Genomic DNA, 22,958 nt, shown 5'->3' on the forward strand with positions numbered 1-22,958 from the left:
GGACTCAGTTGGCGAAATCGAGAAGCTTCTTGGCTTTGCCCTCCATGTCCAGGCGGACATCCTGATGCGACTTGTCGCGCGCGACCCGCGTGATGCCCTGCACGAAATCAAAGATCGATTCCGGTGGTCTGCCTTCCTCCATGAGAACAGTATCGATGATCTTTGTGGTCTCGGACTTGGAGAAGCCGCGCTTGCGCAGGAAGCCCTGGCGATCGTCTTCGTCTCGGGCAACGATCCTTTGCCGCGCCGTCTTGATGCCGTTGACGAACGGCATGGGCGAGGAATCGGCAAACTGGATCAGGGCCGGTTCGGCTTCCAGGGCAAAACGGGAGGCCGCGTATTTTGAATGGCGGATGGTGATTTCCTCGAAATCTTCCACGCCCCACAGATTTCGATTCTGACATACTGCGCGCAGATAGAAGCTCGCGATGCCGAGCGTGCGGGCTCCGACTTCGGAGTTCCAGCAGTAGAAGCCGCGAAAATAGAGATCCGGTTCCCCATTCGGCAGCCGCCCGGCCTCGATCGGGTTCAGATCGTCGACGAGGAAGACAAAGACATCGCGATCTGACGCGTAGAGCGTCGTGGTGTCGCGGGAGATGTCGACGTGCGGATTGTAGATTCCCGTCGACCAATCGAGCACTCCTGGCACCTTCCAACGGGTGTCGCCAGTACCGTTGCCGGCGATTTTCTGCACGGCGTCGACGAGTTCTGAGTCAAATATTCTGCCGTAATCCGGGCCTGTCACCGCCCGCAACTCGAGGCGCCCGTTCTCGATTTCCAGCGTCTTAACCTGTTCGGCGCGGTGGTTGAGGAGACCGTGCTGAAGGTTGATCGCCGCGAGCGGGGCTGGAAGCTGCCGCAGATAGGTGGCTGGTGCGCCGACCAAGGAGGCGAGTTGGCCAAAACTCCAATGCGTGGGGGCAACAGGGCCACGCGCATCGGGCAGCATTAGCCTCAGACGCTCCGGATCGTCGCGGCTGGCCTCGACGCGGATCAGCTCACTTTCGACGATGCGGGTCTTGCTGCGCTCCGACCGGCTCTTCACCGCATTTCCAAGGTCCTTAAGCGACAGGTATCGCTCGTCCGCCGGCCGGTTGAACCATTCTGACGACACGCGGCCAATACGCTGGCCGCGGCTGACGTCGACCTTGTAACCGGCACGCTCGTTGCGCTCTGGCGCAAGAATTTCCATCTGGGTCATGGGTGTTGCTCCTTGGCGGGCGCCGGGAGACTCTCTCCCGGACCTTTACCCGCCACCGCAACCCGCCCGCCCTCTTCCTCTCCTGCACCAGCGCGCCCTATCAGGTCGCCATTGCAGCAGCCGCCGCTTCAAGGCTGCCACCCAGGAAGGAAGGCGCGGGCTTCGGAAAGCCCGAGCCTGGGACCAAGCGCCGTTCACCTTCCGGCCGCGACAGAATTCCGCGCTGCTTTCTTGGGCAACGAGACCGTCCGGAACTTGTCTGGAGATTGGGCAATTGCCAGTTCTGTTCTGGCCCTAGCCAGAAATGTATAAATTGACCCAACGTCATGATACGCGAAGACTTTATCGAGGTCGGGAATGAGAGTGAATTGGATGTCGAGCAGGTTCGTCCGGCCCGTGGTGGTGCAAGTTGGCCGGCATGACCGTGAGCGCATCATATTCGATGTGAACGACGCAGCGACGATCCTGCTGCGGAGTTTGCCTCATCAGACGGAGAAGCGAAAACTGGCTATGGATGCATGTCTTCAGGTTCTGCGCGGTGAAGCTCGGACGCCGGTTGCGAGACGGGCCTTCGTTGCAGCGGCGTTGGAAGCGAACATCCTACGCAGCGACTGAGGTCCAAATGATATTGGCCGGATGGCCGGCGAGATCACCAAGTTCGGGTTTTTGGTTCAAAATGCGAGCACCGCCTGTGCAGATGCTTCGCGAGGCTTCGAAACCACGAACGTGCCGGCAGGCAACGGCCGAAGTAGCTCTCCCTCCAAGCAGGTCCGGTCGAGCCAAGCCATCCGCTGATCGCGCCGCAGCACCGCCATCTGCCGGTCGTGGAAGGGCGCCACGTCGTCGTTCGCGTCGATCGTCAGGATGGCATAAGCCTCAGGCCAGTCCCGTGTCGCCGGGCGCCAGACTCCAGCGAAATAGAACCAGTCACCGTCGGCGAGCGAGAAGCTATAGGCCTTGCCCCTACTCCGGTGCCGGAACTCGGATGCCGGAACGAGGCAACGGTGACTGGGAAACGTCCTGCCCTCAGCGCGCACAACGGTGAAGGGCCTGCCTCCAACTTCGCTGGGCTGAAGGCCCCAAGGCAGCTCTGCCATCTCAACATCGCCGCCGTAGCGCCTTATGATGACGCGGCGTTCGTCGAGCGATGCGTCGGAATCGAAAACCGTCGCGCTCATGATTACGCGAACATAACAAGAACACGGTCGCGCTGCAATGGCGATCGGACGGAGGACCGATGTGCAATGACTATCGATTGATGGTGGATGTCGCTTCGATCGTGGAGGACTTCGCCGACCTCAAGATCAAGATCCGTTTCGGCGAAGGCGCGCCGAACATCGAGGCGCGCGAAGACATCAAGATCACGGACATGGCGCCGATCATCAGGACGATCGAGGGCGTGCTCGGCGAGGGCGACTTGGTGCAACGGCGTTGGAGCTGGCCCGGACCGAACAAGCGACCCGTCTATAATTTCCGTTCAGAGGGCCGGGAGTTCTCGTCGAACCGGTGTCTCATCGTGGCGGACGGCTTCTACGAGTTCACCGATCCGATAGATCCCAAGAAGAAGCGAAAAGACAAGTGGCTCTTCACAAAGAAGGACGAGCCGATCTTCTGCATTGCTGGAATCTGGCGTGACACGCCGGAGGTCGGCGAGGCATTCACCATGCTGACGATGGAGCCAGGACCCGACATCGCGCCCTATCATGACCGGCAGATCGTCATCCTCGATAGCAGCGCGTGGGCGGATTGGCTCGACCCTTCGGTGTCGGCCAAGTCGCTGATCAAGCCCCTTCCACCCGGCACGCTGCAGGTGGAGCAAGCCGGATGAAATGAAGCGATCGGCGACCGATGCCGATCAAGGATGGGGCACGGAACGCACCACCTGCCGGGCCGGCTTGTCCTGCCGCTCACCTTGATACGAGACCTGACGCAGGAGATCGTCTTCCGTCCAGGTGAGATAGGCGACCTCGACCACCATTTCAGGCCTGACCCAATGGACGCGCGACAGCTCAAGCGGCGAGCCGAACCGGCTCTCACGAGGCGGTGGGGCGTCGAGGGGCATTCGAGCTGCCTGAAGTGGCTCAAGCCGGCCAGCCAATCGCTTGAGCTCTGCAACCGTGATGCCCGTGCCGGCGCGGCCCGCGTACATCAGACGACCATCATCGGCGTAGTAGCCGAGAAGCAGCGAGCCGATATGCGGGCGGCTTCCAGTCGGATCGGTCCAGCCGACGACGATGAACTCCTCTCTGTTGAGACACTTTGACTTGACCCATAGGCCGCGATTGCCGGATGCATAGCCGCTGTCGATCCGCTTTGAGATAGCGCCCTCAAGTGCAAGCCGGCAGGCGTGCTTGCGAAAGGCAGGTCCGTCGCCAATCACGTGATCACTGAAGCGCAGGCCAGGCAAGTCGGTCGAAAACAGACCTTCCAGACGCGCCTTGCGATTGATGAGCGGCAGCTTCGCAATGCTCTCTCCGTTCAGGAACAGAAGATCGAAAGCAAAGAAGACAAGATCGCCCGTGCGGCCCTCGTCCATAGCGGCCTGCAGGCGGCTGAAGGAGGTGACGCCGTCTGCCCGAACGGCGCACAGCTCCCCGTCGACATAGGCCTCTTTCACCGGGAGCGCGCGGAGGGCCGCTATCGTCGCTTGATAGCGATGCGACCAATCGAGGCCGGTGCGGGTGAGCAAGCGGATGTCGCTGTCGTCGATCCGCGCGTGCATGCGGTATCCGTCGTACTTGATTTCGTGAAGCCAATCAGGGCCGTTGGGCGCTTCGTCGACCAGGCGCGTCAGCTGAGGCTCGATCCATTTCGGCGGATGCGTTTTATTCGGCTTTGTGGGATTCACCGTCTTCCGCGCCAATTGAGGTAAAGCGTCGTCATGCGAGCCAGACTACCACATGATGACGGTATATCCGCTGCAGCTTCTATCGGAAATCCCGCGTCTTCACCTTGATCCGGTCGATATGGTCATTGGGATCGACGATGTCGCGCGCCTTCGGCATGCCGCGCGGATCGATCCCCGATCCGCCATGGTGCGACTCGTCACCGCGGCCGTGCGGCAACGGAAACGGCGTCTCGCGGTTGCCGACGCTGGCCAGCTCGGCCGAAAGATCGGTCAACTCGTGGGCGACGAGGTGCACCACCTCCCCTTCGCGCTGGATGCGGCCGCGCACGCCGAGCATGGCCGACGAAAGAAGCACGCGCCGGAATTTCTCGAACACCTTGACCCAGACAACGACGTTGGCGGCGCCGGTCTCATCCTCCATGGTGAGGAACATGACGCCTTTGGCCGAGCCCGGCCGTTGCCGGACCAATACCAGGCCGGCTGCTTCAAGCCATCGTTTGTCTCGGGCCTGCATGGCTTCCTGACAGGTCACGATGCGACGGCGACGAAGATCGGCACGCAGGAACGAAACAGGGTGGCTGCGCAAGGTCAGTCCGACATGGCCATAATCCTCAACGACTTCGCGACCGGCCGTCATCGATCTGAGCGCCACGACAGGCTCCTGGATCTCCGGAACGGTTTTCTGCTCGCGGGATGTCGCGGCCGCAAACAGAGGCAAAGGCTCATCCCGCAGCGCCTTGATCGCCCAGAGCGCATCGCGGCGGGCAAGATTCATATCCGGCAGAAATGCGTCGGCCTCGGCGAGCTGCACAAGCGACGCCGCCGGCACGCCGGCGCGGCGCCAGAGATCGTCGACGGAGAGGAAGGGTTCGTCGGTCCGCGCCGCGACGATCGGGGCCGCGTCATCATTGGCGAGACCCTTCACCATGCGCAGGCCGAGCCGGACAGCGAAGCGATCTTCGACATCGGTCGGCTCAAGCGTGCAATCCCAGCGGCTGGCATTGATGCAGACCGGTCGCACCTCGACGCCATGGTCGCGTGCGTCGCGCACGATCTGGGCCGGCAGATAAAAGCCCATCGGTTGCGAATTCAGAAGTGCGGCACAGAAGACATCTGGATGCCAGCATTTCATCCAGGACGAGGCATAGGCAATCAATGCAAAGCTGGCGGCGTGGCTTTCGGGAAAACCATAGCTTCCAAATCCCTCCAGTTGCGAAAAGGTCTTTTCGGCGAACTCTGGCGTGTAGCCGTTGGCGATCATGCCGTTGACGAGCTTGTCGCGGAATTTCGAGACACCGCCAGTGTGCTTGAAAGTGGCCATGGCGCGGCGCAGCTGGTCGGCCTCGCCGGCGGAAAAGCCGGCGCAGACCATGGAGACCTGCATCGCCTGCTCCTGAAACAGCGGCACGCCGAGCGTCTTGCCGAGAACGCGCTCGAGCTCTGGTGTCGGAAACGTCACCTCTTCCGTCCCATCGCGACGGCGAAGATAGGGATGGACCATGTCGCCCTGGATCGGCCCCGGCCGAACGATCGCGACCTCGATGACCAGGTCGTAGAATGTCCGGGGCTTCATGCGCGGCAGCATCGACATCTGCGCGCGGGATTCGATCTGGAACACGCCGAGCGTATCGGCTTTGCGGATCATCGCATAAGTGCGCGGATCCTCGGCCGGGATCGTCGCCAGGTCGAGAGCGATGCCCTTGTGCTCGGACAGGAGATCGAATGACCGCTTCATGCAGGTGAGCATGCCCAAGGCCAGGACATCCACCTTCATGAATTTGAGAGCGTCTACATCGTCCTTGTCCCATTCCACCACCTGGCGGTCTTTCATTGCCGCCGGCTCGATCGGCACGAGATCGTCAAGCCGATCGTGAGTCAGGACAAAGCCGCCCGGATGCTGCGAAAGATGGCGCGGTGTCCCGGCAAGTTGCGCCGCCAATTCCAGGGTCAGGCGCAGCCGCCGATCGCCGAGATTAAGGTTGAGCTCTCTCGCGCGCTGCTCATCGACCGCCTCACCATGGCCCCAGACCTGCGAGGACAGCAGTTTGGTCATGTCTTCGGGCAGGCCAAGCGCCTTGCCGACATCGCGGACCGCGCCCTTGGTGCGATAGCGGATGACGGTGGAGCAAAGTGCTGCATGGTCGCGGCCGTAGGTCTCGTAGACCCACTGCATGACGATCTCGCGCCGTTCGTGCTCGAAGTCGACATCGATGTCGGGTGGCTCGCGCCGCTCTTGGGAGACAAACCTCTCGAACAGAAGGTTGTTGCGTTCGGGATCGATCGAGGTGATGCCGAGCACATAGCAGACGGCGGAATTGGCGGCCGAGCCGCGGCCCTGGCAAAGGATGTCCTGGCTGCGCGCGAAGCGGACGATCGAGTTGACGGTCAGGAAGTACGCCGCATATTCGAGCGTCTCGATCAACCTGAGTTCATGCTTCAGAATGCCGATCACCTTGTCGGGAAGACCCTCGGGATAGCGGCGGGCTGCACCTTCCCAGGTCAGTTTTTCCAGCGCCTGTTGGGCGGTGAGCCCCGGCATCGTCTTTTCCTCCGGGTATTGGTAGGCGAGCTCGTCGAGCGAGAACCGGCAGCGGCCGGCGATTTCGACGGTGCGCGCCAGCGCCTCAGGATAATTGCTGAACAGCCGCGCCATCTCGTCGCCCGGTTTGAGGAAGCGATCGGCATGACGTTCGCGCCGGAAGCCGGCGTCATCGATGGTGACGTTATGGCGAATGCAGGTGACGACATCCTGCATCATGCGGCGCCCCGGCTCGTGGAAGAGCACGTCATTGGTGACGACGCTCGGCACGCGCATCGCGGCCGAGAGGTTAGCCAGCTCGTAAAGTCGCACCTGGTCGTTCGGGCGTCTGCGCAAGGTGAGCGCCAGATAGGCGCGATCGTCGAAGGCGTCGCGCAACCGCCGCAGCCGAACGGCGCAAAGATCATCGGCTTCGTCCGGCACCAGGACCGCGATCAGTCCTTCGCCATAGGCAACGACATCAGCCCAGTCGAGATGACACTTGGCTTTTCCGGCCCGACCCTTGCCGAGTGACAGCAGCCGACAGAGACGCGAATAGGCCGGTCGGTCGGTCGGATAGACAAGGACCGACATGCTGTCGGCGAGATCGAGACGGCAGCCGACGATTAGCCGGACGCCTGTCGCCTTCGCCGCTTCGTGGGCGCGGACTATGCCGGCAAGCGAATTGCGGTCGACGACAGCGAGCGCTTCGACGCCGAGCAGCGCGGCCTGCGCAAACAGCTCGTCGCAGGACGATGCCCCACGCAGGAAGGAGAAATGCGAGGTGACCTGCAACTCGGCATATCGGGTTCCGACAGTCATCCGAAGATCCCGTGCATGAACCATTTGTGCGATCCGGTCGCCGCATCCTCGCCGTCGCCGGCACGGAAGACCCAGTAACGTTCGCCATTCTCGTCCTCGACCTGGAAATAGTCCCTCACCGCCGCGAGCTCGGCGTCGCGTTTCCACCATTCCCCGAAGACCCGTTCCGGGCCGTCCGCACGCTTCACGCGCCGGCGAACGCCGCGCCAGGTGAAGGTCACGGGCGGATGGTCGGGAAGAAGTGCTACCGTCTCGATCGGCTCGGGCCGCGGCAGCAGCCGCGACGGTCGCGGCCAATGGCCCGGCCAGCCCTCGCCGGTATCAGGCGCCATCGGGGCAATGCGCTGAACGGAGCGTTCGGGAACGTCGCTCTGAACCGGGGCGAAGCGATAGAGCCGGCCCTCGCCGACACGGTTGGCGATGATGTCGATCACATCCGAGACGTCCGGCTCCGGCGCCTCGGCAAGTGAAGAGATCGTCTGTTTCGCCCGCAGCGGCTCGGCGACAGTCGCGGCTAGCCGCATCTGCTCGATGCCAAATCCCGGGTCGATCGTCTCGATCTTGTCGGTGAGGAGCCGGGTCATGCGCTTCGTGTCGCGAACCGGCGTTGCTGTGCCGACACGGATCGCCTCGATGCGATTGTCGACACGGAAGAACAGAAGATCGAGCCGGCGCGCGCCAAGCCCCCGCGTCTCAAGGTCAATGCAGAGTTCCGCCACCAGCTTGCCTGTATAGCGGGCGATCGTCTCTGGCGCGCCGATCGGTTCGGCAAAATTGCGGCGTACCTCGACGATCTCCTCCGGCCGGATCGGCTCGATCAGTTCGCTCACCCTCCCAAACGCCTGGTCGAGGCGGCGACCGGGTTCCGGACCGAAACGCAGAGCGAGCGACGCGCGCGGCGTGCCGGCGAGGTCGGCGATTGTCTCGAATCCCAGCCGCCTTAGGCTGTCGATCGTCGCGGCGGGCAGGCGAAGCGCCGCGATCGGCAATGGCAGGATCGCCTGGGCTGTCTTGCCAGCTGGCACGACGATCGTGGCCCGGGTGCCGAAGCGCGCCAGCGCGTGGGCCGCACCCCCGCTGTCGGCAACCGCAGCCCGTGCGATGAGGCCCGACGCGGCAAGGCGATCCACCATATCGGTGAGCATTGCCGCCTCGCCGCCATGCAGATGGTCGGCGCCGGTGGTGTCGATGACGAGGCCGTCCGGCGGATCGGCCGTGACGATTGGCGCGTAGCGGCGCAACGCCCACAGCGCCAAGCGCTTGAGCGCGATTTCGTCGGCGTCGGGCTCAGCGTCGTGAACAATCAGGCCCGGAACAAGGGCCTGCGCCTTGCTCGCCGGCATGCCGATGCGCAGGCCGGCTGCGTGCGCTGCCGCGTCGGCGGCAAGCACAACACGGCGGCGTCCGTCGCGGCCGATCAAAACGAGCGGCGTCTCAGGCGGAGGCGCGGCGTCGCCCGATTTCCTTCTGAAGCGGTCTGTCGGCCACATCGGAAGGAAGAGCGATACGACCCTTGGCATCGCAAGCCTCCACTATGAAATCTGCACTCTCGCCTGCACGGCATCGGATCAGTTCAAGCTGCCAGCGCGCACGCCCGACTCCCTGAACAGGCAATGGCGTCGACGGCAGGACCGACACCCGCCAGCGTGTCTCTGCGGCGGTTGGCTGCCCAAAATCCGTTGCCTCCGTCTGCCGACGCCAGCGGCGAATGGCGATGCCGATGGCGCCGGAGCTTTCGGCGGCGAGCTGAAGCCGCCGTGAGGCCGTCATCGAAAGCCGGGCAATCTCGGCAACGACCGCGCCAAAACCACCACGAAGACCTTCTTCGAAACAGGCTAGAACAGATTTTTCGTCACCGGCCTCGACATAGATCACCCTTCCCGGAGGAAGGCCGGCCTGTTCGATCGCCGGCGCAAACAGGTCTGGCCGGGTAACGCACCACAGCACCTTGCCGACCGTGCGAGCGGCAATTCCTGCCGCGAAGAGTGCCGCGGCTGCGCCATCGACGGAGCCATTGCCACCGCCTGCGACCTCGTGCAGACCGCCAAAAGCCAATCCCCCTCCCGGCAGAACCCTGTCAATCGCGGCCACTCCGAACGGCAAAACCGTACGCTCGCGCGCATTTCCGCCTTCGAGGCGCGCGATGCGTTCTCGAAGGTCTGAAATGGCAGCAGGGGGCGCCGATACACTCATCTGACCCTTGAAACGCGGAAAGCCTGTTATATGTTCTACATTTGTTCTCGTCTTGGTTAAGAGTCAACCGGGATGATGTCGTGCCCCTACGGAAGGAGGCATTCGATGCTTGGGGCCATACCCTTCAATGCGAGAATGCGGTTTCCATTTTTGGAGTTTGGGCGCCACGAGTGTCCGAAAATTGTAGCATACTTCGGACTCGTATCTTGCCTTTGTCCGAAACTTGTAGCATATTTCGGACATGCCCATAGTTGAGCCCGATACCGATCTTCGCTCGCGCCTGCTTGCCCGCATTCAGTCCAAACCCGACGAGGTCTGGACCCCCGGCGACTTCGCCGATCTCGGCGCGCGCGCCGCCGTGGACAAAACCCTGCAGCGCCTGGCAGCCGCCGGGGAGCTGCGCCGGATCGACCGAGGCCTCTATGACCGGCCGCGCACGAACAACCTGACTGGCCGCGCCACCGTGCCGGATTATCGCGCTGTGATCCGCACCGTCACGCGCCGCGATCGGGCGCGCGCCGTCATCGATGGTATGACGGCCGCCAACGACCTCGGCCTGACGACCGCCGTCCCCGCCCGAATAGAAGTGCTGGTCGATGCGCGGTTGAAGCCAATCAAGCTCGGCACGCAGGAAATCCACTTCAAATACGCTGCCCCTAGCCGCCTCTATTGGGCGGATCGGCCGGGGATGCGGGTCGTCCAGGCCTTGCATTGGATGCAGGACATGCTGACCCAGAAGGGCGAACGCAAGCGTATCCAGGCGACGTTGCGCCGCCTGTTTGCCGACCCCAAGCACGGCGAGGCCATTCGCGAGGATCTGCGCGCTGGTCTCTCCGCCGTGCCGATCTGGATGCAGGAGTTCCTCCGCGAAATCCTGAGCGCGGACCCGCACGAGGCGAAGCCATGACTACCGATGCTTACCGCCAGATCATCGCGGCATCCCCACGTGACCGGCTCGACCTGTTCCTCGCCACGGCCAATCGGATCGGAGCTCCGGTGGGCAATGTCGAAAAGGATTTCTGGGTCTGCTGGACCCTCAATTCGCTCTACCACGAACGGCCTGCGGGGGAGCCACGGCTGCTTTTCAAGGGCGGGACGTCGCTGTCAAAAGGCTATGGGCTCATCCAGCGTTTTTCCGAGGACATCGATGTTACCGTGTTCCGCGACGATCTCGACGAGGCTGCCTCCGTCGAAGAGCTTGAGGGACTGTCGAACAAGAAGCGCCGCGCCAAGCTCGACGCCATCCGGGACGCCTGCCGCGCCTATATCACAGGCCCGTTGCGAGACTTCCTCACCGCTCAACTTGCCGACATTACGAACGGTGCCGGCCGGGTGGAGGTCGACGAAGCCGATGCCGATGGTCAGACCCTGCTGCTCTGGTATCCCGAGGTCGAGCCGCGTGATGGCGCCTATGTGCGACCGGTCATACGCCTCGAATCCGGGGCGAAATCGGCGCTCGATCCCAATCGCCCCATCACGATTACGCCCTATGTCGCGGAGGAAGCGGCAGGCATTGATCTCACCGTCGCCGACGTGACCACGATCGAGGCGACACGCACCTTTTGGGACAAGGTGGTGATCGCCCATGGATTGCGCCGCTGGTACGAGCGGCGCGGCGAGTTGCGGCAGGAAGGCCAGCGGGTGTCTCGGCACTATTATGACCTGCACTGTCTTCTCGGATCCGAGACCGGAAAGGCCGCGCTCGGCGATCTCGATCTTGGCGCCGATTGTGTGCGGCATGCACGAATGTTTTTCGACCGTCCCGACTATGACCTCGCCTCAGCAGTCCCGGGCAGCTTCGCGATCGCGCCCGCTCCAAAGATGGTGGACGCGCTCACGCGCGACTATGCCAATACGGCGGCCATGATCTTCGGCACTCCGCCGAGTTTCGATGACATTCTGGAATCAGCACGGCAGATTGAGCAGGACATCAACACCCATTCCTAGTCGCCTGGCCGCGTCGCCGGGGCATCATCAAGGCGTTGTCAAGCAAATGGTCTGCTACTTCAAACCCGAGGACATCGAAAAACTTCACGCTGGCCGAGAGGACATGCATCGGCAGTTCGCTGAACTGCGGGATCGCTTTCTTGGTCGTAAGTATCAAACCGAGCGTGGCCACGAGTTCGCATATCATGGGTTCTCGCGGCGCCTTGGTACCATGGTCAGGGCTGTTGACGTCGTGTTCGAGAAGCTCCCCCCAGAGCTGGACGAAGTCCCCGAGAGGGACGCGGTCGTCGACGCGACGCTGGCTATTCAGGCATTCGTAGTGAATGCGTTCGGGTGTCTCGATAATTTGGCCTGGATCTGGGTCTGCGAGAAGCCGGTCCTCAACGCCGAGTGCAAGGAGCTCGAGTCTCTCCGAGTGGGCCTCGGCCCGAAAAGCAAGGAAGTCCGCGCTTCCTTTAGCAACGAGTTCCTCGCCTATTTAGGCAAGCGTCAAGGCTGGATAGACGAGCATCTCAAAGGGTTCCGCGACAGCCTCGCTCACCGGATACCCCTGTACATCCCGCCCTTCATCGTCACGCCCGAGACAGTCGACAGGTACAACGAACTCGAGAAGGCGAGTGGCGATGCCATCCAGAAGCGGGATTTCGAGCTCTACGACAAGCTGCAGGCGGAGCAGAGGGTCCTGGGCATTTGGCGACCATGGATGACCCACTCGGTCACGGACAAGTCTCCCCGCGCCGTGTTCCACGCCCAGCTTCTGCAGGACTATGTGACGATCGACGAGTTTGCCCGTGAGATGTTGGCGGAGATGGAGCGCCAGAAAATCTAGTCATGAGCGGAACAGCGGGGAGAGGCGGGGATAACCCATCAGTTCACTCTTTGTTCTTTTCCGAAAACGCGTGGCGAGGTATAGTCTGGCGTGTCCTAAAGCAGATTCCTTAGGGAGGAGCGCGCAGATGACCATCCAGCCCACCAATACCATGCTGCAGGGGGACAGGATTCCCAATGAACCGACGATCAGCTGCCCAAGCTGCAAGACGGAAATCAAGCTCAATGAGTCGCTCGCCGCCCCTTTGATTGCCGCCACGCGTGAAGAATACGAAATGCGCCTGACGCAGAGCAAGGCATCGATGGCTGCCAGAGAAGAGGAGCTCAAGCGCCAGCAGGCCGAGATCGCCGCCGCCAGAGAGGAGATCGCCAACCAGGTGGCAGAGCAAATCAAGCTTGAGCGTGCCGGGATCGCGGTCGAGGAAGCCCGCAAGGCAAAATTGCTGCTTTCGGTAGACCTGGAGGACAAGGATAAGAAGCTTGCCGAGCTGGAGGCGACGTTAAAGGCGCGCGACGAAAAGCTCACCGAGGCCCAGCAGCAACAGGCGGAATTCCTGAAAAAGCAGCGTGCGCTCGACGACGAAAAGCGAGAGATGGCGCTGACCATCGAGAGGAAGATCCAGGAAGGATTGGACGCCGTTCGCGTCAAGGCGAGGTCGGAAGCCGAAGACGGCCTTAAGATGAAGGTTGCGGAAAAAGAAGAACAGATCGCCGGCATGCAGCGTCAAATTGAGGAGCTGAAGCGCCGTGCGGAACAGGGCTCCCAGCAGCTCCAGGGCGAGGTGCTGGAGCTCGAGCTGGAAGCCCTCATTGCCGGCCGGTTCCCGATGGACGTCATTGAACCGGTTGCCAAGGGTGAGTTCGGCGGAGATGTCCTGCACCGCGTGGTCGGACCGGCCGGCCAGCCATGCGGCGCCATTTTGTGGGAATCGAAACGCACCAAGAACTGGAGCCAGGGTTGGCTGGGAAAGCTCAGGGCCGATCAGCGGGCGGCGAAGGCGGATATCGCGCTGATGATCTCGGAAGCTCTGCCTCCCGGTGTGGAAACCTTCGATCTTCTAGACGGGGTCTATGTCGCCCATCCCAAATGCGCGATGCCGATCGCAATCATGCTGCGACAATCACTCATCGAGCTGGCGAACTCCCGCCTCGCCCAGGACGGCCAGGCCACCAAAATGGAGCAGGTCTATGGCTATCTGACCGGTCCGCGGTTCCGCCACCGCGTCGAGGCCATCGTCGAAAAATTCTCTGATATGCAGGAGGACCTGGCCAAGGAACGCAAGGCCACAACACGCCTGTGGGCGAAACGGGAAGCTCAAATACAAGTCGTAATCGAATCGACCGTCGGGATGTACGGCGATTTGCAAGGTATCGCTGGAAAGGTGATGCAAGAAATTGAGGGCTTGGAGGTTCTGGCCATCGAAGCATCTCTGCCCGATGCCGAATAGGCAATCGGCATGCAGCTCAACAGAAAAACGATTGGCAATCTGGAACGGCTTGCCCAGACGAACAGGGGACGGACCAACACGCGCACGACGCGGGATGCGTTGCCATGACCGCTGTGCCGAACAGGCATCGCAATAGTGCCCAATGCATTCGTTGCGTTTGGCGCCAACCGCCACTATGAAACGGACAATTTCGCCGACTGTCTTTCAAGCCGCCAGGAGAGTTTCGTGACAGAAGAAGCTGAAAGCAATGCCGACAACCTGATCGAACTCACTGCCGACGTCGTCTCGGCCTATGTCTCGAACAATCCGGTTCCGGTCGGTGACTTGCCGGCCCTCATCAGTCAGATCCACGCCGCATTGAAGGGCACCGCCGGCGGCGGTGCTGCGCCGGATAAGTCCGGGGCTCTCAAGCCTGCCGTGCCGATCAAGAAATCGGTCACTCCGGACTACATTGTCAGCCTTGAGGACGGGAAGAAATTCAAGTCGTTGAAACGCCATCTCGCGACCCACCACAACCTGACGCCCGACGGATATCGCACCAAATGGGGCCTGCCAGCGGACTACCCGATGGTCGCGCCGAACTATGCCGCAGCGCGCTCGGCATTGGCCAAAACGATGGGGCTCGGCCGAAAGCCGAAAGAACCGGAAAAGCCGGCGCCGGTGAAGCGGACGCGCAAGAAGACCGCGGCCTGATTGCTGCAGGTCCATCGGCCTATGTAGTCCGGACACAAAAAAGGCGGGAGTAACCCGCCTTCCACAGGCGAAGCTGGGTTGAACGGTACCAAGGGTTGCCGATCAGACACTCTCCAATTTTGGTGCGAGAACAAAATCGAAAACGGGCTCGGGCTGGTCAGGCTTTGGCTCTGGCAAAATGACCCGGGAAGTTACGGCCGCTTCGGCATATTCTGCAAGCGCGGCAGGTGTCATCCCGAGTGCAGTCTCAAAGAGCCGGCTCGGCACCGTCACCACCTGACGAAAAAGCGCGGCAGCTCTTGTCGCGTGGCGCACGGCAGCGACCCGCTTTCCCTCGCGTATTTTTACCCCGGCCGCCGCCAATAGGATCAGTCCCTTGAAGAACAGGCGGTGCTGGGTGCTTCGTTTCGCAGCGTGCCAAAGAGGCTCCCAAGCCTCATGGGCTTCCCAGTAATAGCCGTGGTTGAAAAGGTCGATTCCCCATCGAAAGACATCCGAGCCTAGTGCTTCCGCAAGGGCGATGGTCACGGGCTCGTTTCGGTAGCTATGGCCCAAGGGATGACGTACCGGATGCGGATACTTGCCAGGCAGATACGCATAGGTGGGAAAACTCTTTTCGGGCAGCAAGCGAGGACGAGACATCGGCCCAGCAAGCATGAAAGCGCGTTGATGGCAATTCATGTCACATGGAGCTGACGGCATAGGCTTCATCTGTCAGAGCTGAGGCCGTGAATGGGGCTGAGTTCCGGTTTCTGGAGATCTCCCTCCAATTCCACACTGCCACTTATGCGACTTTCGAAGCACAAAAGGCGAACATTTAGAGTGCGTTGTCAATAGCCCTGCCAATTCCGCAGTTCTGGCAAGCATTAGCAATGGCTGGAACGGGGCCGTGAGCTGACAGCCCGCTTTAAGGCGAATTTATCTGAAAGCAGCCGAGTAATGTTCTCGCGGGCATCGATTGAGCTGCGTAGAATAGTCGTCCGTACCTATCCGTTCTTCCGGATAGACTGCGCCATCAAGCCGATATAAATACCAGATCGGACCCAGCGCACGGTGCGCGTCCACTTTATGGATTTAGTAACTAAGCAATGTCACTTTGCTGCGTGGGACACGGCGAAGATATTGATAAATTATTAACGGTCGCCAACTTCATTAGGCGATGGGCAAATCTCGACGGAGGTCAAGAGAGAGCAAATTATTCTCTTTTCTTGGCAGAGCTTTGTGATGTGATTGGAGTCAGGCGACCTGATCCTGCGCTAGCCGCCCATGACTTCAACGACTACGTGTTCGAACGGCGCGTTGAAAGAAAACGTCCGGATGGGACGACCGAAGCTGGGCGCATCGATCTCTACAAGCGAGGGTGCTTTATCCTAGAGGCAAAGCAGAGCCGCCTCCGTGGTGGCAAGAAAGCGGTGCCAGAAGGCCAGGTAGACCTATTCGTGACGGCGGAGGGTGGACCCGCCGGCACGGCATTGCCTGGTCTCGATCACGTTATGGTCCAGGCCCGCCGGCAGGCCGAGCGATATGCAGCATCGTTGCCCTCCGACCATCCGTATCCGCCCTTCATCATAGCCTGCGACGTGGGGCGAGCTGTCGAGCTCTACGCCGATTTTTCCGGTCACGGACGCCACTACGCCCAGTTTCCAGATGCGCGGCAGTTTCGCATCGAACTTAGTCAGCTGGCCAGTTCGGGTACCCGAGAACTGTTGCGTACGGTATGGGAACAACCTCAATCCCTTGATCCAGCACAGAAGACGGCCAAGGTTACCAGAGAGATTGCCGGGCAGCTGGCAGAAATCTCGAAGGCCCTCGAAGGGCGAGGCTTCGAGGCCGGCAGCGTAGCAGTTTTCCTCATGCGGTGCCTCTTCACGATGTTCGTCGAGGACGTGGGGCTGCTCCGCAAGAAGGGTTTCACGGAGCTTCTGACGAAGTGTCTCGACGACCCGACGCGGTTTACCTTCGAAATCGACGACCTCTGGCGGCATATGGATCGCGGCGACTACTCGCCCGGCATCGGCGAGAGACTGCTTCGGTTCAATGGCAAACTCTTCAAGAATGCCGCGTCACTCCCGCTGACTAAGGACGAAATACGCCTTCTCCGCGATGCCTCGGATGCCGATTGGCGCGATCTGGAGCCTGCAATATTCGGCACTCTTTTCGAACAGGCACTGGACCCGATCGAGCGCAGACGTCTCGGTGCACACTACACGCCCCGTGCCTATGTCGAACGGGTGGTGGATGCCACGATCGTCGAACCCCTCACCAAAGACTGGATCGGCCATCAATCGGCGGCCGAGCGTGCGATTCGCAATGGCTCAAACGCGGCCGCCATTCACGAGGTTGAAGACTTCCTCAGGCACCTAGCGTCCGTACGGGTACTCGATCCGGCATGTGGCACGGGGAATTTCCTGTACGTTGCCCTCCGCCGGATGAAGCAGTTGGAAGGCGAAGCGCTCAAGCAATTGCAGGACATCGGCGGCGACGAAGCGGTCGCACACGTCGCTAACATCTCGGTGAAGCCGGAGCAGTTCTTCGGCATGGAAATCAACAGGCGGGCGGTTGAGATTGCCGAGTTGGTGCTCTGGATCGGATACATCCAGTGGCACATGCGGACTCGGTCGACCGTGCCTTCAGAACCGGTGTTGGGCAGCAGCGACCATGTTCACGCGAAGGATGCGCTGCTCACCTGGTCGGGCTATCCCCATCCGCATCTCAAGCGCGATGCGCTCGGCAAGCCCGTGTCCGACGGCCAAGGCAACGAAACCTACTTCTATCCGAACGCGATCTGCGCCGACTGGCCGGAGGCCGACTTCATTGTCGGCAACCCCCCGTTCATTGGCGGGAAGGATATTCGCGCGCGACTGGGCGCGGGCTACGCCGAAGCCTTGTGGAGCGCCAACCCGCAGATGAATCCTGCAGCGGATTTCGTGATGTACTGGTGGGATAGGTCAGCCGATCTGCTTGTGAGGAAGGAAACCCGGCTGCGCCGCTTCGGTTTCGTTACCACGAACTCGATAACGCAGAAATTCCAGCGGCGAGTCCTTGAGAGACATCTGGCGGGCCCCTGGCCAGTTTCCCTCGTGTTCGCCATTCCGGACCATCCATGGACTAAGGCGTCAAAAGAAGCCGCTGCGGTCAGGATTGCCATGACCGTTGCTGAAGCTGGCGAACGGGATGGGGTTGTGCGCATCGTGACGAGAGAGGCAGACCTTGATACCGATGAGCCCAAGATCGAGTTCGCTGAACGTGAAGGGAAGATCAATCCCGATCTCACGATTGGCGTAGATGTCACCAAATCGAAGGCACTATTGGCTAACGACGCGATCTGCTCACCGGGCGTGAAGCTGCACGGAAATGGCTTCATCATCACGCGTGAAAGGGCCATTGAGCTCGGCCTTGGAAAGCGGCCGGGCCTCGATCGGCTCATCCGCGAATACCGCAATGGCAAGGATCTGACATCACGGCCGCGTGGTGTGATGGTTATCGACCTGTTCGGCACCGCCGCTGATGAGGTCCGACGAGAATTCCCCGAGGTCTATCAACACTTGCTGGATACGGTGAAGCCGGAGCGAGACCGAAACAATCGGCCCTCATATCGAGAGAAATGGTGGTGGTTCGGTGAGCCACGAAGGGAACTCCGGCCAGCATTGGACGGCTTGTCCCGCTACATCGCCACCGTCGAAACCATGAAGCACCGCATCTTCCAGTTCATGGAGGCCGAGGTGCTTCCAGACAACATGCTGGTCGCGATTGCATCGGATGATTCCTTCCATCTCGGCGTGCTGTCTTCGAAGGTGCATGTGGCTTGGGCTTTGCGCACCGGAGGCCGCCAGGGCGTTGGCAACGATCCAAGGTATTCGAAGTCCTTGTGTTTTGATCCCTTCCCGCATCCCGATGCAGGTGCGTCGGCTCGTGCTGAAATAAGTGCCATCGCCGAAGAACTCGATGACACGCGCAAGCGGGTCCTCGCCGAGCATTCCGACCTGTCCCTGACGGCGCTCTACAATGTTCTCGAAGCCGTCCGAAAGGGCAGCGCAGTCTCGCGCAAGGATCAGGACATCCGAAGCCGTGGCCGTATTGTGATCCTGCGAGAGCTTCATGATCGGCTGGACGCCGCCGTCTTGAAATCCTACGGGTGGCACGCGGATGTTAACGTCGAGCAAACCCTTGACGGCCTTGTCAGGTTGAACGAAGTCCGGGCCGCCGAAGAGCGCCGGGGCTTCATCAAATGGCTGCGCCCCGAGTATCAGATCGACAAAATCGGTCCGCTGGCCCATCGCGGCGACCGCGTCCAGGCGATCTTGGCGACCAAAGTCAGGGCGAAGAAAACCCCGTTCCCGGCCGCGCGACTGGACCAGGCGCGGGTTGTCCTCGATCTCATGACGCGTGCGAAAGCGCCCCTGTCGGCAGAAGAAATCGCGGTCGCGTTCACGTCACCGGACGAGACCGTCGCCGATGTACGCGACGTGCTTCAATCCTTGGTCCGGCTTGGCCAAGCGGAAAGCTACGATAAAGGAAGAAGCTTTTTCCGAGCCGCCTAAGGCTTGCTTCTCGAAAACACTTGCCGCCAAGCCAAATCGCATTGCCTGGTGAGGGCAGGAAGCGGACTGGCCACTTCCACAACCAATTTGGCGAAATCGCCATCGACGGGTCCTGAGCATCGTCATTTCCCCGCTTTGCCTTAGCCGTCGCGACTCAGGTTGTTTTGAGGATGGATGAGCGCTTTGCTCCAGACTGTCACATTGTTTCCGGTCTGAGGATTTCCAAATGTCGGGCCACGTTGGAAACCGGCCTTCGCGAACATGCCCTCGCTTGGGCCGTTTCCAGTTCGCACCGTGCATTGAAGTAAACGCGCCCCATCTTTACGCGCGCGTTGCTCTGCCGCCTCTATCAATCGTGCGCCTCGTCCCTGGCGAACAAAATGTGTGGTCACGTGGGAAATTTCGGCCTGATACCACTGCACGCGCTTGAGTTGAGCACAGCACACGACGCGACCGTCTTCCGAGAGGTCGACTACATACTCGTTCGCATGATCAAGAACATGCTGGGCGTCGTACTTTATCGCAAGCTGGTTCTGCGCATTGAGCAGCTCGGCAATCTGGGAAGCGTGTGTCCGCTCCATCGCTATAGGCCTGCCTTCCAATGTTCGTAGATTGTCTTGCGGCGGGCAAACGCCTCGGGGCCGCCTTCCATGATCCTGATGATTAGCTTCTGGGTGTCGGCGGCGTCGATGCTGGCAGAGGAAACGGCAATCCTGTCATCGGATGCGCTGAATGCGGAGACAGACTCCGAGTCTCCCAGTACCGGAAAATTTGCGTTGTGGGTGGCGAAGATGAACTGCCTGTTGGATTTGATCTTGCGGATGCGCTTCACAACTTCTTCGTAAACCGTTTGGCTGTCGAGGTCGTCTTCAGGCTGGTCGACCAGAACGAGGTCGTGTTCCTGCTGGCTCAGCAAAAAGAGCATCATCGCGGAAGCACGCTGACCGAGGGAATGCGAACGTAGAGGGCGTCCGTGATAGTTGATTTCGTAAGTGTTGGGCACCTGGAAGGTCAGGAGCGTGGGCAGCGCTCTCAGGAAGTATTCACGAAAAGCATCTGCACGTCCTTTCGCCAAGGCTGCTGCCTCGTCGAGGTTGGCGTAGATAGCCGCGAAATCCACGTACTTTCCACAGATGGCTTCGATGCTTTCGCTTCGTACACTGCTACCCTTGAGGGCGGCCTCTAGCCGGATCGTGAAGGCTTTCTTGTCGCCCTTGAACGTCGGGGTGATCTTTAGCTCAGATTGGACATTATTGATCTTGTCGAGGGCGGCGGCCGTCACCCGATACTCTTCGAGCCACTTTTCGTTGAGCGCACTGCTCGTGTTGGCGGCGAGTTCTCTACGGTCCGCAGCCTTAGAAGTTGCGGTCACGAGCTCAGCGATCTTCCCTTCGATCAGCGTTTTTCGGTCAGTGTTCTTGAGATAGTCATCGGGCTGAAGCGCGGTAACACCTTTGTCGGCGAGCGCTTCGAGAAGCTCGCGCTCCACGGAGGCAAATTCTTCCTTGAGACCACTGATCGTGCCGTTCAGAGCGGCGTGCTTTTCGCCAAGCTTGTCGCGGACGGTGTCGATGGCTGTTTGAACTGCCTTGATCGAGGCTACAGAAGCTTTCAGTTCGGCGAGAGCTACCGCGTAGTCGGCGAAGAAAGCGGCGTTGTACTTTGAGCTCGGGACAGCGAGAGCATCGAGCAGCTCGATGCCTTCGTCGGCTAAATCACCGACGACTTCACTCCAACTTTCCGCCTTCTGACCGACCGATGTCACGAACGAGGCGTCTTGATTATAGGCAAGCTGCTTTTCCAGCTTGTCCTTCACGCCATGCTTGTCAAACTGTTCGATCTGGTATTCGAGAGCAGCAAGCTCCTGGCGAAAACCGGTAAGTTTTTCGGTGTCGGTTTGGATCGCCTGCAGTAGCGTAACCGCTGACTTAAGCTCACCAACCTTGGTCGCAATCGACTCACGGATAGGTCGCAGAGACTCACCGACTAGCTTCTCGACCAGGTCCTTTCCAAAATCCTGGCCTGCAGCCGAGAGGTCTTTTTGCCCGAAGTAGAGCGGGTTTCGGATCACACTTTGTCTGACGGCGACTCCTCTGCGTAGGACGCCGTTCAGATAGACTTCCGGGTCGTGTCCCAAGATCCTGCGAACCTCATATTTTGATCCGAGGTGATCAACCGCCTCGACGATAACGCGACCGCCACTCTTCAGTACGAACGGGACTAGGTCTTCTTTGTACTTTCGATCTTGGGGTCTATCGCCGAATGGAATGTCGAGCGCCCATCGAAGGCATTCGAGGGCGGATGACTTACCACTGCCTTGGATGCCAATCAGACAGTTGAGGTGCGGCGAGAGCGGAATGCGGACACCATCCAGCAGCCCGCCTTCAAAGCGTACAGCCTCTATATAGCCGTGTGTCAGTTTGAGTGCAGCTCCCGCTGCGCGGAACTCGAAATCGCGCAGAGCGAACTTCACGGCCTCGAAGGTGAGGTCACCGAGCTTAAGAAAGGTATGCTCGCCTTTGCCAATCTGCTCGATGCTCTTCGGGTCGCTACCTTCGACTTCCGCCGGGTACTGCGGCCACCATTGTTTGACCTTCGTCCGGCCGACGCGATCCGGCACATCGTGCGTGCGGACCTTCTGGAAGCCGAGGCAGTATTTCTGCACGAGCGGATTGGCGGCCAGCTCCTGCATGCGCCCGCCTTTGACTTCGTTCCAGAGCCCGCTGGATGCCTCAACATGAGCGAAGACAACGAGGAAATCGCGGTTGAACTGCTCAAGGGTCTTTAGAGTTGAAACGATGTCTTCGTTCGAGCGGGCATTCTCGTTTTCGTACTGCGCTGGCGTGCGGCCACTGAAGGTGTTTCCGAGAAACGCGTTGATGAAGTCGTGGCCTTTTTCGAGCCACTCGTCGGAAAACACAATGAGGGCATGGACACCATTTGCTCCGTCGTTGACAGAGAGTTCGACACCCGGGAGCAGGCCGATGCCTTCTTGCCTAGCAGCTCTTCTGAGAGCTCTGAATTCTTGGAGGTCGAACTTGTTGTGGTTGGTGATCACGCCAAGCCGAATGCCTGAGGCTTTCAGGCCAGCGATGTATCCGCTGACGAAATCGGTGTGTTGCCCATTGTAGACGAATTCCTTGTCGGCCTTGGTGTGCAGATGGAAGTCTACCCGGACCCAGGCGGAACCGTTGGGGAAGAATGTTTCGAAGCTATTTGCCTTCTGTTGATCGGGAAGCATTCGCACAAGTATCACACCCACAAGCGCCGCGCGATATGGATCGTTATTTTCACAACGCCAGCATGTTTGGCGCGCCTGCGGGAGACTGCCATGGCGTTATGAGAGTGTCTTCAGCCGACCGATAACTGGGCCAGATGCTCAGGTGCCTAGGAAGGTCTTCTTGATGGGCGACACGTGTATGCGGACGAGCCAAGGCCTCAGGGAGGCCGGCCGTGCGCGCTTTGCGTTTCCCTCTCGACAAAGCCAATCTAAGATGGATGCGGATCCGCTGCCGAACGGGATCCTCGATGGTTGGACAGAAAATCGAGAAGCATCCGGGACTCGGCTCAAGACGGCCGGCCGGTTGTGAACGGCCTCCTTCGAGGCGTGCCATCTGCGCCATAACCAAGCATCGGCAGAGCCACTTTCTGGCGTCCGATTGTGGGAGAGGCCACGACTGCTTCTTCGGCTGATCTGAGGTACGCCGCTGAATGGCACGATTGACTCCGATCAGCTTATAGGCGCGAAATCGAACTGGGGGATTTGGAATGAGGCGACCTTTTAGTTCATTGAGTATCGATCAGCTTGAGGCGATATGAACCGCGCCGGGTTGATCGGAGGCTCCAACTCCTGAGAAGGTGGAGCCATGACAAGCAAGACGACCAACAAGTTCTCTCCCGAGGTCCGAACCCGCGCGGT

The 22,958-nt window shown here is 60.4% G+C and carries 17 protein-coding genes; 8 read left to right on the forward strand and 9 right to left on the reverse strand.

Annotation, left to right across the window (positions count from 1 at the left end; genetic code table 11):
- Nucleotides 1-4: 4 nt before the first annotated feature.
- Nucleotides 5-1,201 (reverse strand): DUF932 domain-containing protein, encoded by a 1,197-nt coding sequence (locus NKH28_RS20740; protein ID WP_352980303.1) that lies wholly within the window; start codon nt 1,199-1,201, stop codon nt 5-7.
- A 372-nt stretch (nt 1,202-1,573) separates the two neighbouring features.
- On the opposite strand from NKH28_RS20740, the gene NKH28_RS20745 reads away from it, so the two are divergent.
- Complete coding sequence (locus NKH28_RS20745) at nt 1,574-1,816, forward strand: DUF982 domain-containing protein (protein ID WP_352980304.1); 243 nt, start codon at nt 1,574-1,576, stop codon at nt 1,814-1,816.
- Between the two features lie 56 nt (nt 1,817-1,872).
- Here NKH28_RS20745 and NKH28_RS20750 read toward each other — a convergent pair whose 3' ends face one another.
- Nucleotides 1,873-2,382 carry an SOS response-associated peptidase family protein gene (locus NKH28_RS20750; protein ID WP_352980320.1) on the reverse strand — a complete coding sequence of 170 codons (510 nt, stop codon included), beginning with the start codon at nt 2,380-2,382 and terminating at the stop codon, nt 1,873-1,875.
- Nucleotides 2,383-2,438: 56 nt separating this feature from the next.
- Here NKH28_RS20750 and NKH28_RS20755 point away from each other — a divergent pair, with 56 nt between their 5' ends.
- On the forward strand, nt 2,439-3,029 hold the full coding sequence (locus tag NKH28_RS20755; protein WP_352980305.1) for an SOS response-associated peptidase: 591 nt from the start codon (nt 2,439-2,441) through the stop codon (nt 3,027-3,029).
- Nucleotides 3,030-3,056: 27 nt separating this feature from the next.
- On the opposite strand, the gene ligD is transcribed toward NKH28_RS20755, so the two are convergent.
- The 4 genes from ligD to NKH28_RS20775 form a co-directional block, all read right to left on the reverse strand.
- Nucleotides 3,057-4,064 (reverse strand): non-homologous end-joining DNA ligase, encoded by a 1,008-nt coding sequence (gene ligD / locus NKH28_RS20760; protein ID WP_352980306.1) that lies wholly within the window; start codon nt 4,062-4,064, stop codon nt 3,057-3,059.
- A 64-nt stretch (nt 4,065-4,128) separates the two neighbouring features.
- Nucleotides 4,129-7,389 (reverse strand): error-prone DNA polymerase, encoded by a 3,261-nt coding sequence (locus NKH28_RS20765; protein ID WP_352980307.1) that lies wholly within the window; start codon nt 7,387-7,389, stop codon nt 4,129-4,131.
- Nucleotides 7,386-8,909 (reverse strand): Y-family DNA polymerase, encoded by a 1,524-nt coding sequence (locus tag NKH28_RS20770; protein ID WP_352980308.1) that lies wholly within the window; start codon nt 8,907-8,909, stop codon nt 7,386-7,388. Before NKH28_RS20770 ends, NKH28_RS20765 begins: the two co-directional genes overlap by 4 nt.
- Entirely contained in the window at nt 8,824-9,582 is a 759-nt protein-coding gene (locus NKH28_RS20775) for an ImuA family protein (RefSeq protein WP_352980309.1), read from the reverse strand. The genes NKH28_RS20770 and NKH28_RS20775 overlap by 86 nt, the downstream gene beginning before the upstream one ends.
- Before the next feature lie 241 nt (nt 9,583-9,823).
- Between NKH28_RS20775 and NKH28_RS20780 the strand changes: the two genes are divergently transcribed.
- The 5 genes from NKH28_RS20780 (at nt 9,824) to NKH28_RS20800 (ending at nt 14,498) form a co-directional block, all read left to right on the forward strand.
- Entirely contained in the window at nt 9,824-10,489 is a 666-nt protein-coding gene (locus NKH28_RS20780; RefSeq protein ID WP_352980310.1) for a DUF6088 family protein, read from the forward strand.
- Nucleotides 10,486-11,529: a nucleotidyl transferase AbiEii/AbiGii toxin family protein gene (locus tag NKH28_RS20785; protein ID WP_352980311.1), complete on the forward strand. Its 1,044-nt coding sequence runs from the start codon at nt 10,486-10,488 to the stop codon at nt 11,527-11,529. Before NKH28_RS20780 ends, NKH28_RS20785 begins: the two co-directional genes overlap by 4 nt.
- 46 nt (nt 11,530-11,575) lie before the next feature.
- Nucleotides 11,576-12,358: a hypothetical protein gene (locus NKH28_RS20790; RefSeq protein ID WP_352980312.1), complete on the forward strand. Its 783-nt coding sequence runs from the start codon at nt 11,576-11,578 to the stop codon at nt 12,356-12,358.
- A gap of 127 nt (nt 12,359-12,485) precedes the next feature.
- Nucleotides 12,486-13,805, forward strand: a complete 1,320-nt coding sequence (locus tag NKH28_RS20795) for a DUF2130 domain-containing protein (protein ID WP_352786909.1) — start codon at nt 12,486-12,488, stop codon at nt 13,803-13,805.
- 225 nt (nt 13,806-14,030) lie between these two features.
- A complete protein-coding gene (locus NKH28_RS20800) occupies nt 14,031-14,498 on the forward strand; it encodes a Ros/MucR family transcriptional regulator (RefSeq protein ID WP_352980313.1) in 468 nt (155 codons plus the stop codon).
- A gap of 102 nt (nt 14,499-14,600) precedes the next feature.
- Here the strand turns inward: NKH28_RS20800 and NKH28_RS20805 are convergent, their stop codons facing one another.
- Nucleotides 14,601-15,026, reverse strand: a complete 426-nt coding sequence (locus tag NKH28_RS20805) for a DUF309 domain-containing protein (RefSeq protein WP_352980314.1) — start codon at nt 15,024-15,026, stop codon at nt 14,601-14,603.
- A gap of 575 nt (nt 15,027-15,601) precedes the next feature.
- On the opposite strand from NKH28_RS20805, the gene NKH28_RS20810 reads away from it, so the two are divergent.
- Nucleotides 15,602-19,039, forward strand: coding sequence for a class I SAM-dependent DNA methyltransferase (locus NKH28_RS20810; RefSeq protein WP_352980315.1), 3,438 nt, complete (start codon nt 15,602-15,604; stop codon nt 19,037-19,039).
- Between the two features lie 140 nt (nt 19,040-19,179).
- On the opposite strand, the gene NKH28_RS20815 is transcribed toward NKH28_RS20810, so the two are convergent.
- Together NKH28_RS20815 and NKH28_RS20820 are read right to left on the reverse strand one after the other, a co-directional pair.
- The gene (locus tag NKH28_RS20815) at nt 19,180-19,620 is read right to left on the reverse strand and encodes a GNAT family N-acetyltransferase (RefSeq protein ID WP_352980316.1); all 441 of its coding nucleotides are present in this window, start codon (nt 19,618-19,620) and stop codon (nt 19,180-19,182) included.
- Nucleotides 19,621-19,622: 2 nt separating this feature from the next.
- The gene (locus tag NKH28_RS20820; RefSeq protein WP_352980317.1) at nt 19,623-22,280 is read right to left on the reverse strand and encodes a TrlF family AAA-like ATPase; all 2,658 of its coding nucleotides are present in this window, start codon (nt 22,278-22,280) and stop codon (nt 19,623-19,625) included.
- Nucleotides 22,281-22,958: the final 678 nt, after the last annotated feature.

This window comes from Mesorhizobium sp. M1227, from assembly GCF_040318315.1.
GTDB lineage: Bacteria > Pseudomonadota > Alphaproteobacteria > Rhizobiales > Rhizobiaceae > Mesorhizobium.